Origin of the sequence: Saccharothrix sp. 6-C, from assembly GCF_016695385.1 — a bacterium.
Classification (GTDB): Bacteria; Actinomycetota; Actinomycetes; order Mycobacteriales; family Pseudonocardiaceae; genus Actinosynnema; species Actinosynnema texasense.
The window spans coordinates 728,970-744,699 of sequence record NZ_CP064192.1; the positions used below are offsets into that span (position 1 = coordinate 728,970).

The window sequence follows — 15,730 nt, forward strand, 5'->3', positions numbered from 1 at the left end:
TCAGGCTAATGCCCGTCTCAGCCTGGTCGCCGCCACCTCGCGGCGGGGGTCCGTGCGCGGCAGCAGGCGGACCAGGCGGTCCAGCACGGCCGCGTCCTCCGCCACCAGGCCGAACGCCCACAGCGCCTCGACGTCGCCCCGCTCCAGCACGCCGCCGCGCACCGCCACCGCCAGGTCCTCGCGCTCCTCGCGCACCACCGGCGCCTCGGACCGGGGGAGCAGCTCGCCCCGGTAGGCCGCCGCGGCGGTCCCGACGTCACCGGCGCGGATCGCGTCGCGCACCGCCAGGAAGTCGCCGCGCACGTCCGCCGACAGCCGGTACGGCCTGGTCAGCAGCACCCCGCCCAGCTGGGCGCGCAGCCGGTGCAGCTCGGCCCGCACGGTCGTCGGGTTGCCGCGCTCGCCGTACAGGTGCAGCGCCAACCGCTCGGCCGTCAGCCCGCGCGGGTGCAGCGCGAGCGCCGTCAACAACTCCGCGTGCCGCAGCGACAGCGGCAACGCCCGACCGTCCAGCGACCCCTTCGGGTCACCCAGGAACCGCAGCGACAGCACGGGTCTTCGGGCGCCCGGTCGTGGCACCCGGAGCAGGTACCCCTCGTCCAACGGCTCCAGGAGCGCTTCCCGCCCATCGGCCAGCCGCACGGTCTCGCCGGTCACGTCCACGTGCGCCGTCAGCAGGCCGTGCGGCTCGGCGGCCAGCACCCGCCCGCTCGGGCTGAGCAGCGCGCCGGGCTCGCCGCGCAGCCCGATCAGGTGCCGCATGTTCACCGACCGCAGCCGCTCGTCCCGGGTCGCCAGCCGCACCTGCAACTGGCTCTCCGCCAACCGCGCGGCGGCGGACACGAGCGCCACCAGCGCCGGGTGCGTGCTGCTCAACGGCCCGCTCACGTCCACCACGCCGATCGTGCGGCCGGTGTCCGGGTCGCGCACGGGGCTCGCCGCGCACGTCCACCCGTGGTAGGTCCGCACCAGGTGCTCGGCGGAGTGCACGGTCACCGGCGCGCCCACCGCGAGCGCGGTGCCCATCGCGTTCGTGCCGATCGCGTCCTCGGCCCAGCTCGCGCCCTCGCTCAGCCGCACCCGTTCGGCCAGGCCGCGCACCGAGTTCGCGCCCTCGCACCACAGGATGGTGCCGTCCGCGTCGGTGATGATCATGACGTGCTGCGCCTCGTCGGCGATGCCCAGCAGCGTCTCCCGCAGCACCGGCAACGCCGCCGCGATCGGGTGCGCGCCGCGCCGGTCGACCACCTCGGCCGGGTCGAGCACCACGGGCGGCTCGTGCCGGTCCGGGTCGACCCGCGCGGCCAGCGACCGCCGCCACGACGCCACGATCAGCTCACGGGCGCCGCGCGCCTGCTCCCCGCTCAACACCGCTTCGCGCGCGTGCGCGAGCCGACGCGGGTCCGGTTGCATGGGCGCCTCCCCCGACCAGGATGACCCGCCCGCGTCGGTCGCGGCAAGCCGATCGCTGCTCCGTTCGGGTGCAACGCGACTGCAACGTCGCGCGCCCGACGCTGCTGCCGCACGACCAACGCGAGGAGGCGGGACATGGCGAGGTACGCGGCGCCGGGCGCGCAGGGCAGCGTGGTGTCGTACCGGGACCGGTACGACCACTTCATCGGCGGCGAGTACGCGCCGCCGGCCGGGGGCGGCTACTTCGCGGACCGCAGCCCCGTCACCGGCGAGGTGTTCACCGAGGTCGCCCGGGGCGCCGCCGAGGACCTGGACCGGGCGCTGGACGCCGCCCACGGCGCCTCCCGCCGGTGGGGCCGCACGTCACCCGCCGAACGCGCGACCGTGCTCAACGAGATCGCGGACCGGGTGGAGGACCACCTCGACGCCCTCGCCGTGGCCGAGGCGTGGGAGAGCGGCACGCCGGTCGGCAAGGCGCTGGCCGTCGACCTGCCCTCGGCGGTGGACCACTTCCGCTACTTCGCCGGCGTGGTCAGAGCCCAGGCGGGCGGCATCACGAACCTCGGCGGGAACCTGGTGGCGCACCACTTCCCGGAGCCGATCGGCGTCGTCGGCCAGGTCGTCCCGTGGCGCCGGCCGCTGCTCGCCGCGGCGGGAGCGCTCGCGCCGGCGCTGGCCGCGGGCAACGCCGTGGTGCTCAAGCCCGCCGAGCAGACCCCGGCGTCGATCCACGTGCTGGTCGGCCTGATCGCCGACCTGCTGCCACCCGGCGTGGTCAACGTCGTGAACGGGCTCACCAGCGGGCCGTCGGAGCCCGACCGGCACCCGCACGTCTTCTTCGCCGACGTGGCCGCGCGGCGCGACGCGTTCTACGACCGGGCGTTGCGGGGCTTCACGACCTTCGCCCTCGGGCAGGCGCTGGTGCAGAGCCCGGCGCACGACCGGGTCCTCGCCGACGTCACCGAGCGCGTCGCGGCGGTCCGGCCGGGCCACCCGCTGGACACCGCGACCACCATCGGCGCGTTGAGCAGCCACGAGCACGTGGCCGAGTTCCTGGCGCACGTCCGCGCCGCCGAGCGGGAAGGCGCCCGGATCGTCCTCGGCGGCGAGCGCGCGGACCTCGGCGGCGAGCTGTCCGGCGGGTACTACGTCCTGCCGACCGTCATCGAGGGCCGCACGTGCCCCGACCGCGACGTGCGCGGCCCGGTCGTGTCGCTGGCGAGGTTCGACGACGTCGACGACGCGGTGAAGGCGGCGAACGAGGGCACGCGCGGCGTCGGCGCGGGCGTCTGGTCCCGGGACGCCGGCGTGGCCGACCGGGTCGCCCGGCGGGTCAACGCGCGCCGCGTGTGGCTGAACTCGTGCCGGCCCGACCCCGGCGACCGCGCCGCGATCGGGCACTACCAGCAGACCAAGACCCTCCTGGCGGAGCAACCCTGGTGAGGGAGGCGGCGCCGGGCCGCCTCCCCCGGGCAGGGCGCTACTTCCAGGGCACCTGCGGCGACGGGTAGTAGTTCACGCCCATCACGTCCCACTGGTCGGCCTGCGCCGCCAGCCGGACCTTGAACCGGTCCCAGTCGTGCGTCGACCACGGCGACCAGCCCAGCTCCGCGATGGCGGGCAGGCGCGGGAACGCCAGGTGCTCCAGGTCGGCGGTGTTCGTGATGGTCTCGCTCCACAGCGGCGCCTCGACGCCGCGCACCGCGTCGGCCGGCAGGCCCTCGACGTACGCGCCGGGGTTCCAGTCGTACGCGTCCTGCACGTCGGTGTACCCGGCCCAGCTCAACCCGAGCTTGGTGTTCGCGTCGTACTTCATGTCCAGGTACGCCTTGGTCGCGGGCGACAGCACGATCTCGCTGCCCCGCGCGGCGGCCTCCACCATGTCCGGCGCGACCGTCTTCGTGCCCCAGAACTGCGGCACCGCCGACGCGGGCGGCCCGGCCTTCACGAACTCGTGCCACCCGGTCGCGGTCTTGCCGTGCTTGGCGACCAGCGGCAGCACTTGGTCCATGAACCGGTCGAAGTCCGGGTCGGTGGTGGCGTGCGCCTCGTCGCCGCCGATGTGCAGGTACTCGCCCGGCGTCAACGCGGCCACCTCGCGCAGCACGTCGTCCACGAAGCGGTAGGTGATGTCCTTGTCGATGCACAGGGAGCTGAAGCCGACCTCGATGCCGGTGTAGAGCGGCGGCGCGACGCCGTCGCAGTTCAGCTCCGGGTACGACGACAGCGCGGCGTTGGTGTGGCCCGGCAGGTCGATCTCCGGGATCACCGTGATGTGCCGTGCGGCGGCGTAGGCCACGAGGTCCCGGTACTGCTCCTGCGTGTAGAAGCCGCCGGGACCGCCGCCGACCTCCGTGCTGCCGCCGTGCGCGGTCAGGTTGGGCCAGCTCTTGATCTCCAGCCGCCAGCCCTGGTCGTCGGTCAGGTGCAGGTGCAGCCGGTTGACCTTGTAGAGCGCGATCTGGTCGACGTACCGCTTGACCTCGTCGACGGAGAAGAAGTGCCGGGCCACGTCGAGCATCGCGCCCCGGTGGGCGTAGCGCGGGTAGTCCAGCACCCGGCCGCCGGGCGCCGTCCACGGTCCGCGCTGCCTGGTCTTGGCCTCCACCTTCGCGGGCAGGAGCTGCCGGAACGTCTGCACGCCCGCGAACAGCCCGGCCGCGGTGCGCGCCCGGATCAGCACGCCACGCCGCGTCACGTCGAGCTGGTAGCCCTCCGCGCCGACGACGGCGTCCGCGCCGACGAGCAGCAGCGAGATGTGCCGGCCGGACGCGCCGGGCACCACGGGCAGGCGGTAGCCCGTCGACGGGCGCAGCACGCCGGCGAGGTACTCGCCGACCTGCTCGGCGGCGTCGGAGCCGGGGTGGGTGTAGATCCTGGTGTCCGCGCTGAGCGTGAACGTCACGCCCGGTCGCGGTGTGACAGTGACGGGAGCGGGCACGATGTGCTGCAACGGCGTCTCCGGAGCTGCGTGGGCGGGAACCGCCGCGCCGACCGCGCCGACGAACAGCAGCGCGACGAGCACTCGACCGAACCCGCGCCGTCCGGCGCCTTCTGTGAGAAGCACTGACGTCCTCCTGGCCGGCGTGGATCACCGAGCGGCGGCTCAGGCCACCGTTTCAGCCGCACCAGGAAGTGTCAAGGTCCAGACCAATCACCGCAGCTTCGGCTTGCCCAGACCACGCCACACGGCGGGGAACCGGTCCTCCAGTCGCTGCGCCGCCGCCGTCTCCAAGCCGTGCAGCAGGCCGAAGGTGAAGCCGTTCTCCCCGTCGAGCTGCGCCTTCGCGCCCAGCTCCCGCAGCACCGGCCGGGCCACCACGCCGTCCTGGTGCTCGCCGAGCAGCTCCTGCACCGCCTTGACCTCCTTGCGGTACTTCGCGGCCCGCTTGCCGAACCGCGGCTCGGACACCTCCACCGCGTACCGCAGCCGTTTGGCCGCCTTGCGCGCTTCGTGCAGCTGGATGTCGTCGTGCGCGCTCTCGGCCCGCTTCGCCAACCTGCGGTAGGTCTTGTCGACCAGGTCCGGCAGCACCTTCGTGGCCTTGGCCCGCGCCGTCGGCGTGAACGGCGGCGCGGCGACCAGCGCGTCGACCGCGTCCAGCAGGGCGAAGTACCGCCCGCTGTCCAGCGCCGCCACCGCCGCCTCGTGCGCGGCGGCCTCCAACGGCGCGAAGTGCCGGGTGAGCTGGGCGCGCACCGGGCCGAGCACCAGGTCCTCGTCGAGCGCGGCGACGTGGTCGGCGAACCGGGTCCGCAGCACCTCGAGGTCACGGGCCTCGCCGAGCACGCCCGCCAGCCACTTCAGCTCGTCGGTCAGCTCACGCGTGTCGTCGCGTTCCACGATCGTGCCGAACGCCTGGAGCGCGCTGCGCATCCGACGCGTCGCCACCCGCATCTGGTGCACGGCGTCGTCCTCGCCCCGGCGCACCCGCGGGTCCTGGAGCTTCAACGCGTCGGCCTGCTCCCGCAGGTACGCGAGCACCACGTCGCCGGCGGAGTCCCCGGAGGTCGCCGGCGGCGGCGTGGTGGTGGCGATCCGGTCGGCCAGCAGGCGGCCCAGCTTCGCCGACGACCAGGACCGGGTGATGCCCGCGTCCGCCAACCGCGCCTCGACCCGGTCCAGCAGCGCGACGTCACCGCGTTCACCCAGCTCGACCTCGATCTCGCGCCACGAGTCGACCGACGAGTCGTCCGCCAGGGACTGCCCGGAGACCAGGTCCTCGACCACCTCGACGAGCAGGCGGCCCTTGTCGTCCACGAGCTGCCGGCGCTGCCGCGTGGTCTGGATGCGCGCCACCGGCGCCAGCTCGCGGCCGCGCGCGTGCACCTGGACCAGCGAGCCGAGCTGCTTGGGCGGGTGCTTGGCCGCGCGGCCGGGCGGCAACCGCACCTCCTCGCGCGTGTCCACGCCGGCCGGCAGCTTCAGGTGCCAGCCCGCGTCGTCACCGCCCGTGCGGCGGCGCAACGTCAGCCCGGCCCGGGCGAGCCGCAGGTCGGAGGTGTCGTAGTAGACCGCCTCCAGGCGTTGTTCCTCCGGCCCGGCCACGGCCGCCACGCCGGGCAGGCCGGACAGGTCCGGCAGCGCCGTGCCGCCGGGGGCCTCGTACTTGCGTTCCGTCTCGTGCACCGACGTCGACATGCATCAGGCATACACCGTTTGAGCCCGGTTCAAGCTGATCACGGTGCGTGATCGACCGTTAACCATGCCGGGGGTTTGTGTCGGCCCGTACGCGTGGTTTTCCGGTTTCGTCCCTGGACACGGCGTTCCCGTGCGGTTGGCTGGTCGGCGTGCCCACTGAGAAGGAACGGCTCGACGAGGTCGAGCCGACCGTCGCTGATCTCGTCGCCACCACCCAGGCGCTGACGGCCGAGCTCAACCGGGTGAGCGAACGCCTGCACGTGCTCGAACGCAGGCTGTCCGGCGCCGGTTCGGGCCCGGACGAGGACCTCGACTCGACCGAGGGCATCGCCGACACGGTGAACGCGCTGCGCGCCGCGTGGGACGCCGAGCAGGAGCTGCTGGCCGACTCCGTCCGCGCCGACCTGAACGCCGAGGTCGCCGAGTACGAGTCGCTGGCGCAGCAGCGGGACGCCGGGCTGGCCAAGCTCTCGACCGGTCGCATGCCGCGCTTCGAGCGCGACGCGCTGCAGCACGAGGTGCAGAACCTGGAGTGGCGGGTCAACGCGCAGGAAGCGGGCGCGCGGGCCGCCTCCCACCGGCTGTCCGCCGACCGGCTCGCCGCCGAGGAGCCGTGGCGCGCGGAGGCCGTCGTGGCGGGGGACAAGGCCCGCCAGGAAGTCCTGGACATCGCCCGCCGCCGCCTGACCCGCGCCCTGGCCGCCGACACGCGCCTGCCGCTGTGGTTCCGCGTCGGCCTGGGCGAGATCACCACCCCGGACCCGTCCCGCTGGGTCGAGGCCGCCGTGGCCCTGGTCGCCTACCGCCTCGAGTACGGCGTGGTGGACCCGATCTCACCGCTGGGGGAGATCCCCTCCGCCACCTCCGGCTTCGCCGCCTGGGTCCGCCGGGCCGAGGCGCACACCGACATCGTGGACCAGCTGGAATCCCTGCGCCCCTGAACCCTCCGCGAGTTGTCCACAACCAGCCTTCGCCGCCGCGGTTGTGTCGGTCCCCTGTGGCAGGATCAAAACCGGGGATCCCCCGGGCGGGACCCCTGCGAAGCGTCAACCCCGGCAGGACCCGGCGACACCGGAACCGCTGTGCGGCATCACCGCGCGGTCAGCAGGTCTTGAGCATCGCGCCCAACGCGTCGCGCTCCGCCTCGTCCACGGTCAGCCCGTACAGCGTCTTCACCGACACCACCGCCCGCGCGTAGGTGCACCAGTAGGTCTGCACCGGCGGCTTCCACTTGGCCGCGTCCTGGTCGCCCTTGGACCGGTTGCTGCTCGCCGTCACCGCGATCAGCTGCAACCCGCCCATGTCGTTGGCGAACTTCTCCCGCTGCTCGTCGGTCCACTTGTCCGCGCCCGAACGCCACGCCTCGGCCAACGCCACCGTGTGGTCGATGTCGAGGTCGCCCGCGTCGGTCACGACCTTGCCGTCGTAGACGCTGGTCCACGTCCCGCCCGTGATCTTGCAGCCGGCGCCGGTCTGCACGTCCGCGCCCTGGCGCTGCAGCACCACGTCGCGCGTGTCGCACCCGTCGCCCTGGCTGCTCCAGTGCGGGAACCGGTCGCGGCTGTAGCCCGTCATCTTCCCCTCGGGCGCCACGGTCAACGCCGCGAGCTGCGCCGCCGGGTCGTCGCCGGGCGCGGCGGGGCCCGTCGGCACCGGCGCGGTGGTCGGGGTGTTCGGGGTGAGGATGTCGGTGCCGCAACCGGTGGCGACCAGGAGGAGCGCCAGGACACCGCTGATGACCGCTGTCGACCGCTTGCCGCTCATGCACCCAATGATCAGCGATGATCGCGCCGATCGGAACACCGGGGCCGAAATCGTCCGGAATAATCCCGAACCGCGCGCCGTCCTCGACAGTCGTTCGACGAGTTCGACCGACCTCGCCAGGGCAGCGTCGCGCGAACCGCTCGGTACCGTGCGGCCCGCCCGCCGGGCGGAAGTGCTGGCGCGCAACGACTCCGGTGTGCTCGACCTGGAGATCCGCGACGACGTCCGGAGCACGAGTTCCAGGCCGTCACACCGATCCCGGCCCCGGGCGTCAGCACGCTCCGGCCGCCCACGGCTTCCTGTTCGTCGTGCGCCAGGCTTCGCTCAGGGGCGACTGGTGAGGTACCCGCCCATGTGCGTGAAGTACTCCGTCGCGCCCAGTTCGACGCCGTCCTCCGTCCGCACCCGCTTGACCAGCAGGGCGTGGTTGCGGCCCCGCCGCGCTTCCGCGCCCGCGACGACCGCGACACCGTCGCCCTCGCGGTAGAAGATCCGACCGGGCGTGCCGCCGTAGCGCTGCCGGGACACCTCGGCCTCCACGATCTCCAGCCGCTTGCCCTTGTGGAACGCGAACGCGCTCGGGTACGGCGCGCACTGGGCCCGCACCAGCCGGTCCAGCTCCTCCGCACCCCACGTCCAGTCGATGCGCAGGTCCTCCTCCGCGCGCTTGTGGAAGAAGCTGGCCTTCGACCGGTCCTGCTTGGTGAAGTCGGTGCGGCCCTTGGCGATCTCCGCCAGGCCGTCCACGGTGATCGGCCCGAACAGCTCCAGCGTCTTGTGGAACAGGTCCGCCGTCGTGTCGCGCGGGCCGACCGGGACGGCGCGCTGGAGCACGATGTCGCCGGCGTCCAGCGTGTCGTCCATCATGTGCGCGGTGACGCCGACCTCCTTCTCGTCGTTGATCAGGGCCCAGATCAACGGGGAGAAGCCCGCGTAGGCGGGCAGCAGCGAGTCGTGCACGTTCAGCGTGCCGTGCTTGGGCAGGGTGAAGATGTGCGGCGGGATCCACGTGCGCCAGTTCGTGGCGACGATGACGTCCGGCTCGACTTCCTTGAGGCGCTGGAACAACTCGTCGTCCGGCCGGTTGCGGATGATCGTCTCGACGCCGTGCTCGGCGGCCAGGTCCGCGACCGAGTCGCTCCAGATGCGCTCGTAGGCGTGCTCGCTCTTGGGGTGCGTGACGACCAGAGCCACCTCGTGCTCGGAGTCCAGCAGCGCCTGGAGCGTGCGATGACCCCAGGTCTGGTAGCCGAACATGACGACCCGCATGGAGCTCCTCCTTGGATAGCCTGGCCTAAGTTATCCAACCCTAACCTAAGTGCTCGTGGGCTAGCCTTTGCGGGTGATCCTTGATCTCAAGCTGGTTGGCGGGCAGGTCGTGACCATGGACCCGACCCGGCCGGTGGCATCGGTGATCGGTGTGTGGGGCGGCAGGATCGTCGGCTTGGACGACGACGTCGCCGACCTGCCCGCGCGCCGCGTCGTCGACCTCGACGGCGCGGTCGTCCTGCCGGGATTCGTGGACGCCCACAACCACCTCGCGTGGGCCGGACGTGCGGCGAGGACCCCGGACGTCTCCTCCTGCCGGACCGTCGCCCAAGTCCTGGACGTCCTGCGCGACGCACCCCGGGCTTCCGGCTGGGTCGAGGCGTCGGGCTACGACCACCGCGCCCTGGACCGCCCGCTGACCTCACGTGACCTGGACGAGGTCGGGCCGCGGATCTACGTGCAGGACCTCTCCGGCCACGCGTGCGTCGTCAGCGGCGACGTGCTCACCTCCCTGCCCGCCTCCGCCCTGCGTGACGCGCAACGTGACGCGACCGGCGCCCCCACCGGTTTCCTCGCCGAGTCGGCCCAGACCGCGGTCCGCGCCCTCCGGCTCCCGTACTCGTTGGACGACATCGCCGCCGACGTCGAGTCGGGTGCCCGCCAATGCCTCGAAGAAGGCGTGGTCCTGGCCGCGGAAGCCGGCGTCGGCGGCGGCCTGATCGGCAGCAGCCCGCTGGAGGTCGAGGCCTACCAGCGCGCCACCCTCCCCATCCGCGTCCAACTGATGATCTCCGCCGACCGCCTGGAACCGGTGGCCGCCCACGCCGCCGACGGCATCCGCCGCGCGGTGCCGCTGGGCCTGCGAACCGGCCTCGGCGACGACCGCCTCTCCATCGGCCCGCTGAAACTGTGGACCGACGGCGGCATGATGGCCCGCACCGCCGCGCTGACCTGGCCGTACGAGGGCATGGACACCGCCGGCCAGTTGCAGGACGACCCGGACCTCATGCGCGCCGCGATCATCGACGGCCACCTCGCCGGCTGGCAGCTGGCGATCCACGCCATCGGCGACCGTGCCGTCGACTTCGCCCTGGACGCCCTCTCCGAAGCCCAGCGCACGCAGTCCCGCCCGGACGCCAGGCACCGGATCGAGCACTGCGGCCTGGTCCGCCCGGAACAACTCGACCGCATCGCCGAACTGAACGTCATCCCGGTGATCCAACCGACTTTCCTGTGGGCCTACGGCGACGACTACGCCAAGATCATGGGCCCGCGGCGCTCACCCTGGATGTACCGGGGAAAGTCCTTCCTCGACCGGGGAATCGTCGTGGCCGGCAGCTCGGACCGCCCGGTGGCCGACGGAAAACCGTTGCGCGCCATCCAGTTCATGGTCGAGCGAAGGTCGAAAGAAGGAACCCCGATCGGCCCGGACGAGTCAATCACCGTCCACCAAGCCCTGGCCGCCTACACCACCGGCGCCGCCTACGCGTGCCGCAGGGAAAACGCCCTCGGCACCATCACCCCGGGCAAGCTGGCCGACTTCGCGATCCTCGAAACCAACCCCCTCACCACCGACATCGCCAAGATCGGCACCATCCCCATCGCCGCCACCGTCATCGGCGGCCACTTCACCTACAACCCCGCCACCTTCCCCGCCTAACCCCACCCGCAATCACCACCCCCGCACGGACCCGCCCCCATCGGACCCGCACATCCCCACCGAGGCCCGATTTGACATGGGTTCGGGTGCTTTAGGCTGGACGGAGCCGGCAGGCCCGGCGGGACGCTTCACCCCGCCGGGCCTGCCGGCTTTGGCCTGCCTGGAGTGCCCGTAAGGGCCCCATGTCAAATCGAGCCGGACCCGACACCGCGCCGCCGCACCCCCACCGCTCGCACCCTCGCCGCTCGCACCCCCCCCGCCGCACCCTCGCCGCAGCCCCGCCCGCACCCCAAGCCGACTACGCGCTCATCCGCCAATGCACCACATACCCCGCCGCCTCCGCCGCGATCAACGCGTCCAACTTCGCCAGGTTCGTCCGCCGTGACATCCGGAACGCCCGCCCCCGCCGAGCGTCCAGCACCAGCGGCACGACTTCCGGGGTCGCGCCCGGCAACGTGTCCGGCATCGTCTGCTGGAGGATCCGCAACCCGATGTTGGCCGCCTCCTGCGTCATCGGGGTTTCCTTGACGTACACGAGCACCGCCGCCCGCGACCCGTCCGGCATCCGCAACCCCAGGTGCGGTCGGACCCGCAACGCCAGGTCGCCCGTCCGCCACTTGGCCGCCGACGTGGGCACGCCGGTCGCACGGGTCGACCGCAACCACGGCAGGAACCCTTCCCGCAGCTCCTCGTACGCCCGGGGCTGTCCGGCCCGGGGCTGCCGGTGGGCCGCCTCGACCGCCTTGTCCAGCTCCGCGGCCGGGTCGGGCGAGTTGGCCGCCCGCCGCATGGCGTCCCGCATCGGGTTGTAGAACCCGGCCACCCACTGCTCGGACGACAGGTAGATGCGCCGCTGCTCGGACACGATGCTGATCCGGCCACGCTGACCGCTCATGGCGTACTCGGTGAAGGACAGGGCGGTGACGCTGATCGGCTCCACGACAAGCTCCCCTCGCGCGTGCTCGAACTCATGTTCGATTCTACCGAGGGGGTCCGACAATCCGGGCCCCGCGAACGGGGTATCCGCAGGTAGCACGCGATCGGCCTAGTCTCGGCGGCGGGGCGACACCCCCACCCGCGCACCACCCACCACGCCGTCGCCCACGCCACACCGCCGCCTAAGCTGCCGGCCCGGGGGAAGGAGCGAGTCGTGGGTGAAAGACCGGACATCGACCTGACGAGGCCGAGCGCGGCCCGGGTGTACGACTACTACCTCGGCGGCGCGCACAACTTCGCCGTCGACCGCGAGATGGCCGAGCAGGCGATCACGATGTGGCCGGAACTGCCGCTGATCATGCAGGCCAACCGGGCGTTCCTGCGCCGGGCCGTCCAGTTCTGCGTGCGCCGGGGCGTGACCCAGTTCCTCGACCTCGGCTCCGGCATCCCGACCGTGGGCAACGTCCACGAGGTGGCTCGCGAAGCCGCCCCCGACGCCCGCGTCGTCTACGTCGACAACGACCCGATCGCGGTGACCTACAGCCGCACGATCCTCGGTGACGACCGGCAGACCGCCGTCGTCCAGGAAGACCTGCGTCACCCGGACGAGGTGCTGGCCGTGCCGGAGGTCGCCGGCCTGCTCGACTTCGACCGGCCGGTCGCGGTGATGATGGTCGCGGTGCTGCACTTCGTCCAGGACGACCCGGCGAAGATCATCGCCGCCTACCGCGACGCCGTGGTGCCAGGCAGCTACCTGGTCGTCTCGCACGCCACCCACGACGGCCAGGACACCCAGGCCGACGAGCACACCGACCTCTACCGGCGGCGGACCGCGACCCCGATGACGATGCGCTCCAAGTCCGAGGTCGAGGCGCTGTTCGACGGCTACGAGCTGGTCGAGCCGGGCGTCGTCCACCTGCCGCTGTGGCGTCCCGCCTCCCCGGAGGACGTCGACGAGCACCCGGAACGGTTCGCCGGCCTCGCCGCCGCCGGCCGCAAGCTCTGACCCCCCCGCACTCATCCCTCTCCCGCCCACCTTGCACCCCCTCCACCAGGCATCCACCCTCCTCCTCACCTCAAAACCGACGAATTCGCACGTTCGAGTGATCGAGCCCCACCGGCCCTCACCGCTGTTGTAGTTTTGTGACCTGGCAGGTGCGGCTGCCACCGAGGCTCCTCCTGACCCGGATGGAGTGGGTGCCTCCAGAGCGCGTTCGAGCGAACGCGTCCCGCGTGTCCGCTTCTTCCCGGGGTTCGACGTCAGCGCGTCCCGCACATCCGTGTGCTCGCGCGCCGTCGAGCCCGGTGGCGTCGGCCGGGTGGCGTCCGCGGAGGTTCCTCGTGTCGACTAGCTCTCTGGCCAAGCGCTACTGGTGCACCGGCGAGACCCCGAACATGGTGCGCAGGCAGCGCGGCGGAGTCGAGCCCGATTCCCTCGTGCCCAGCGCCTGCCTGCCCGGTCAACGCCGGTTCGAGGCGTCGCTCCTGGCGGCGGCCAACCGCGCGATGGCGGGCATGCGCCGCCGCGGCCACGCCTTGCGGCCGACGTCCCTGGTGAGCCGCGTGCGACCGGACGCGAAGGTGCTCGGCCTGCGGGTCCACGACGCCGCGCTGGACCAGCTCCTGACCGAAGCGCTGCCGGTCGTCGCCGGTGATCGGGTCCGGGGCGTGCCCGGCCTGCGCGTCCACCCGCGGCGCAACCACCTCGACCTGCGTTCGCCGGACGGCCAGGTGCGCCTGCTCGGCGTGACGAGGGAGCGCTGGCGTCAAGCCGTCGCCGCGGGCCTGCCGGTCGACCTGGCCCTGACCGACGAGCTCGACCCACGCGAAGCCGCACCCGCCCCCGACCTGCCGGCCGACCTGATGAGCGGCGTCCTGCGCCGCCTGCCGCTGTGGCGCGGCGCCGCCTGGCTGGACGGCATCGTCGTCGGCGACGTCCTGGAGCTGTACTGGCGAGGTGGCCCGCCGAGCGACTCGGTGGCCGCGATCCTGGCCGGTTCCGCGTGCGGCATCCCCGCTTCGTCCGCCGTCCCCTACCGCTTCCGCAACGCCGTCCACGGCGTGGCCCTGTCCACCGCCGACCCGGACACCCCGGCGAAACCGGCCGAGCCCGCGGGTCCCGCCGATCCGGCCGGTTCGGCCGGACCCGTCGAACCGGAGTGGGCGTGGGTCGAGTGGACCGCCGCCACCGCCCCCGGTCCGGCCACGGCGGAACGCGCCGTCCAACCCGTCGTCCGCCCACGCCCCGACCTGCCCGACTTGTGGGAGCAGCACGAGATGCGCGCCGCCTTGGCGTCGCGCGACATCAGCACCGTCTACCGGCTCCTGACCCACCACGGCGTCCCACGTGCCCGGATCGCCACCCTGACCGGCCACCCTGATCAGGCTGTCGCCCGGATCATCGCCGGCGCCAAGGTCGAGTCCTACGAAACCCTGACCGACATCGCCACCGGCCTGGGCATCCCACCGGGCTACATGGGCCTGGCCCACGACGAACAACCCGACCCCGACCACCCGTGCAGCTGCGCGAACCTCGACGAACGCACCAAACGCGACCGGTTCCTCGCCCACGCCGCCCTGGTCACCGTCGGAACCACCACCACCTGGGGCTGCCAATCCCCAACGTGCCGCTCGGCCCGCCTCATCTGACCGGCAACGCCCGCGCGACCCGACCACCGGCGCCAGGTCCCGCCACCACGATCTCACTGCGGTGTGGGCCGATCTCGACCACCGACCGGCCACACCACCCACAGCGCTTACGCGCCCCCGGCAGGATTCGAACCTGCGACCTCGGGATTAGAAGTCCCTCGCTCTCTCCACTGAGCTACGGAGGCTGGAGGGGCTGTCGACCACGCGCTGTAGCAGCGTAGCTGCCCCACCGGACACATCGTCCGGAAGACTCGTCGCGTTTCCTTCCGGGGCTCGGAAGGGGATCAGGAGGGCCTAAAAGTGATGTGGATCACTTCGGTGAGGCCGTCGAGTCGCGCTGGACGAGAGAAACCGGCAGTCTGGTTGGTTCGCCTGGTCTGCCGCCGTCGAGCAGTCGCAGGGCCAGTTCGCCCGCGTGTCGGCCCTTCTCGGCCAGGGGTTGACGCACCGTAGTCAACGGTGGGTCTGCGTGTTCGGCGGCGGGCACGTCGTCGAAGCCCACGACCGACACGTCGGCCGGCACGCGCAGCCCCAGGTCCCGCACCGCCTGGAGCGCGCCGAACGCCAGCTCGTCCGAGGCGCACAGCAACGCCGTCGGTCGGGGTGAGGCGGAGAGCAGGGCACGGGCCGCCGCACGGCCCAGTTCGCGGTTGCTCCGGGCGCACTCCCACACCGGGGTGTCCGCGCCCGTCACGTCGAGGTACCCGTGCACCCGGTCCCGGGTCACGCGGAACGACGTCGAAACCAGCCGTTCGGGCGTCACGAGGCCCGTCTGCCCGTCCGGGTGCAGCGCGAACGTCACCACGCCGAACCGCCGGTGCCCGAGGCTCCACAGCGACGACGCCGCCAGCCGCGCCCCGCCGAAGTCGTCCACCTCGACCCGTGCCGTGTCCGGCAGCACGGGCTGGTCGATGACGACCAGCGGCAACCCGCGAGCCCGCACCGCGGCCAACGCCGGCGCGTCGTCCGGCAGCGAGTAGGCCACCACGACGTCCGCCTGGGCCCGCGTCACGGTCTCCGGCCGCGGCCCGGCCTTGTCGCGCCCGGGCATCAGCACCAGGCAGTGGTCGTGTCCGTCCACGGTCGAAGCCAGTCCGTCCAGCACGATCGACAGCGCCGCGTCGGCGAACGACGCCGACAGTCCCTGTCCCAGCATGAACCCGACGGCCGCGCTGTGCCGGGTGGCCAGGCTGCGCGCCACCGGGTCGGGTCCGGCGTACCCGATGGACGCCGCGGTCTCCAGGATCCGCTCGCGCAGCGCGGCCGACAGCTGGTCCGGCCGGTTGTAGGCGTTCGACACCGTGGCGCGCGACACGCCGACCACGCCGGCCACCGTGTCGAGCGTCGGCTTCCGAGGGCGGTCCACGTGATGAGCGTAACCAGGTAATCGATTGGAC

12 protein-coding genes and 1 tRNA gene are annotated in these 15,730 nt (G+C 72.7%); 5 read left to right on the forward strand and 8 right to left on the reverse strand.

All coding sequences use genetic code 11. From position 1 onward, the window contains the following. On the reverse strand, positions 1-1,413 hold the full coding sequence (locus IOD16_RS03415) for a GAF domain-containing protein (RefSeq protein WP_201438850.1): 1,413 nt from the start codon (positions 1,411-1,413) through the stop codon (positions 1-3). A 135-nt stretch (positions 1,414-1,548) separates the two neighbouring features. Here IOD16_RS03415 and IOD16_RS03420 point away from each other — a divergent pair, with 135 nt between their 5' ends. Continuing rightward, positions 1,549-2,856 carry an aldehyde dehydrogenase family protein gene (locus IOD16_RS03420; RefSeq protein ID WP_201438851.1) on the forward strand — a complete coding sequence of 436 codons (1,308 nt, stop codon included), beginning with the start codon at positions 1,549-1,551 and terminating at the stop codon, positions 2,854-2,856. Positions 2,857-2,893: 37 nt separating this feature from the next. On the opposite strand, the gene IOD16_RS03425 is transcribed toward IOD16_RS03420, so the two are convergent. Further along, positions 2,894-4,480, reverse strand: a complete 1,587-nt coding sequence (locus IOD16_RS03425) for a beta-N-acetylhexosaminidase (RefSeq protein ID WP_201438852.1) — start codon at positions 4,478-4,480, stop codon at positions 2,894-2,896. An 87-nt stretch (positions 4,481-4,567) separates the two neighbouring features. After that, the gene (locus IOD16_RS03430; RefSeq protein WP_201438853.1) at positions 4,568-6,055 is read right to left on the reverse strand and encodes a CYTH and CHAD domain-containing protein; all 1,488 of its coding nucleotides are present in this window, start codon (positions 6,053-6,055) and stop codon (positions 4,568-4,570) included. A 149-nt stretch (positions 6,056-6,204) separates the two neighbouring features. On the opposite strand from IOD16_RS03430, the gene IOD16_RS03435 reads away from it, so the two are divergent. Then, positions 6,205-6,996 carry a hypothetical protein gene (locus IOD16_RS03435; protein ID WP_201438854.1) on the forward strand — a complete coding sequence of 264 codons (792 nt, stop codon included), beginning with the start codon at positions 6,205-6,207 and terminating at the stop codon, positions 6,994-6,996. Positions 6,997-7,156: 160 nt separating this feature from the next. On the opposite strand, the gene IOD16_RS03440 is transcribed toward IOD16_RS03435, so the two are convergent. Beyond that, positions 7,157-7,819 (reverse strand): HNH endonuclease family protein, encoded by a 663-nt coding sequence (locus IOD16_RS03440; RefSeq protein ID WP_201438855.1) that lies wholly within the window; start codon positions 7,817-7,819, stop codon positions 7,157-7,159. 324 nt (positions 7,820-8,143) lie between these two features. Beyond that, positions 8,144-9,088: a methionyl-tRNA formyltransferase gene (locus tag IOD16_RS03445; RefSeq protein ID WP_201438856.1), complete on the reverse strand. Its 945-nt coding sequence runs from the start codon at positions 9,086-9,088 to the stop codon at positions 8,144-8,146. A gap of 73 nt (positions 9,089-9,161) precedes the next feature. Between IOD16_RS03445 and IOD16_RS03450 the strand changes: the two genes are divergently transcribed. Further along, the gene (locus tag IOD16_RS03450) at positions 9,162-10,748 is read left to right on the forward strand and encodes an amidohydrolase (protein ID WP_201438857.1); all 1,587 of its coding nucleotides are present in this window, start codon (positions 9,162-9,164) and stop codon (positions 10,746-10,748) included. Positions 10,749-11,046: 298 nt separating this feature from the next. Here IOD16_RS03450 and IOD16_RS03455 read toward each other — a convergent pair whose 3' ends face one another. Further along, positions 11,047-11,688 carry a hypothetical protein gene (locus tag IOD16_RS03455; protein WP_201438858.1) on the reverse strand — a complete coding sequence of 214 codons (642 nt, stop codon included), beginning with the start codon at positions 11,686-11,688 and terminating at the stop codon, positions 11,047-11,049. 210 nt (positions 11,689-11,898) lie between these two features. On the opposite strand from IOD16_RS03455, the gene IOD16_RS03460 reads away from it, so the two are divergent. Beyond that, entirely contained in the window at positions 11,899-12,690 is a 792-nt protein-coding gene (locus IOD16_RS03460; protein ID WP_236594727.1) for an SAM-dependent methyltransferase, read from the forward strand. 335 nt (positions 12,691-13,025) lie between these two features. Further along, positions 13,026-14,333: a hypothetical protein gene (locus IOD16_RS03465; protein WP_201438859.1), complete on the forward strand. Its 1,308-nt coding sequence runs from the start codon at positions 13,026-13,028 to the stop codon at positions 14,331-14,333. 112 nt (positions 14,334-14,445) lie between these two features. Here the strand turns inward: IOD16_RS03465 and IOD16_RS03470 are convergent. Together IOD16_RS03470 and IOD16_RS03475 are read right to left on the reverse strand one after the other, a co-directional pair. Then, positions 14,446-14,518 (reverse strand) — tRNA-Arg (locus tag IOD16_RS03470). Between the two features lie 125 nt (positions 14,519-14,643). Continuing rightward, positions 14,644-15,699 (reverse strand): LacI family DNA-binding transcriptional regulator, encoded by a 1,056-nt coding sequence (locus IOD16_RS03475; RefSeq protein ID WP_201438860.1) that lies wholly within the window; start codon positions 15,697-15,699, stop codon positions 14,644-14,646. Positions 15,700-15,730 lie beyond the last annotated feature (31 nt).

What these genes read in the sequence shown, in the direction of transcription:
- IOD16_RS03415 (WP_201438850.1), bottom strand. Translation starts at nt 1,413, where the DNA reads ATGCAACCGGACCCGCGTCGGCTCGCGCACGCGCGCGAAGCGGTGTTG.
- IOD16_RS03420 (WP_201438851.1), top strand. Translation starts at nt 1,549, where the DNA reads ATGGCGAGGTACGCGGCGCCGGGCGCGCAGGGCAGCGTGGTGTCGTAC.
- IOD16_RS03430 (WP_201438853.1), bottom strand. Translation starts at nt 6,055, where the DNA reads ATGTCGACGTCGGTGCACGAGACGGAACGCAAGTACGAGGCCCCCGGC.
- IOD16_RS03445 (WP_201438856.1), bottom strand. Translation starts at nt 9,088, where the DNA reads ATGCGGGTCGTCATGTTCGGCTACCAGACCTGGGGTCATCGCACGCTC.
- IOD16_RS03440 (WP_201438855.1), bottom strand. Translation starts at nt 7,819, where the DNA reads ATGAGCGGCAAGCGGTCGACAGCGGTCATCAGCGGTGTCCTGGCGCTC.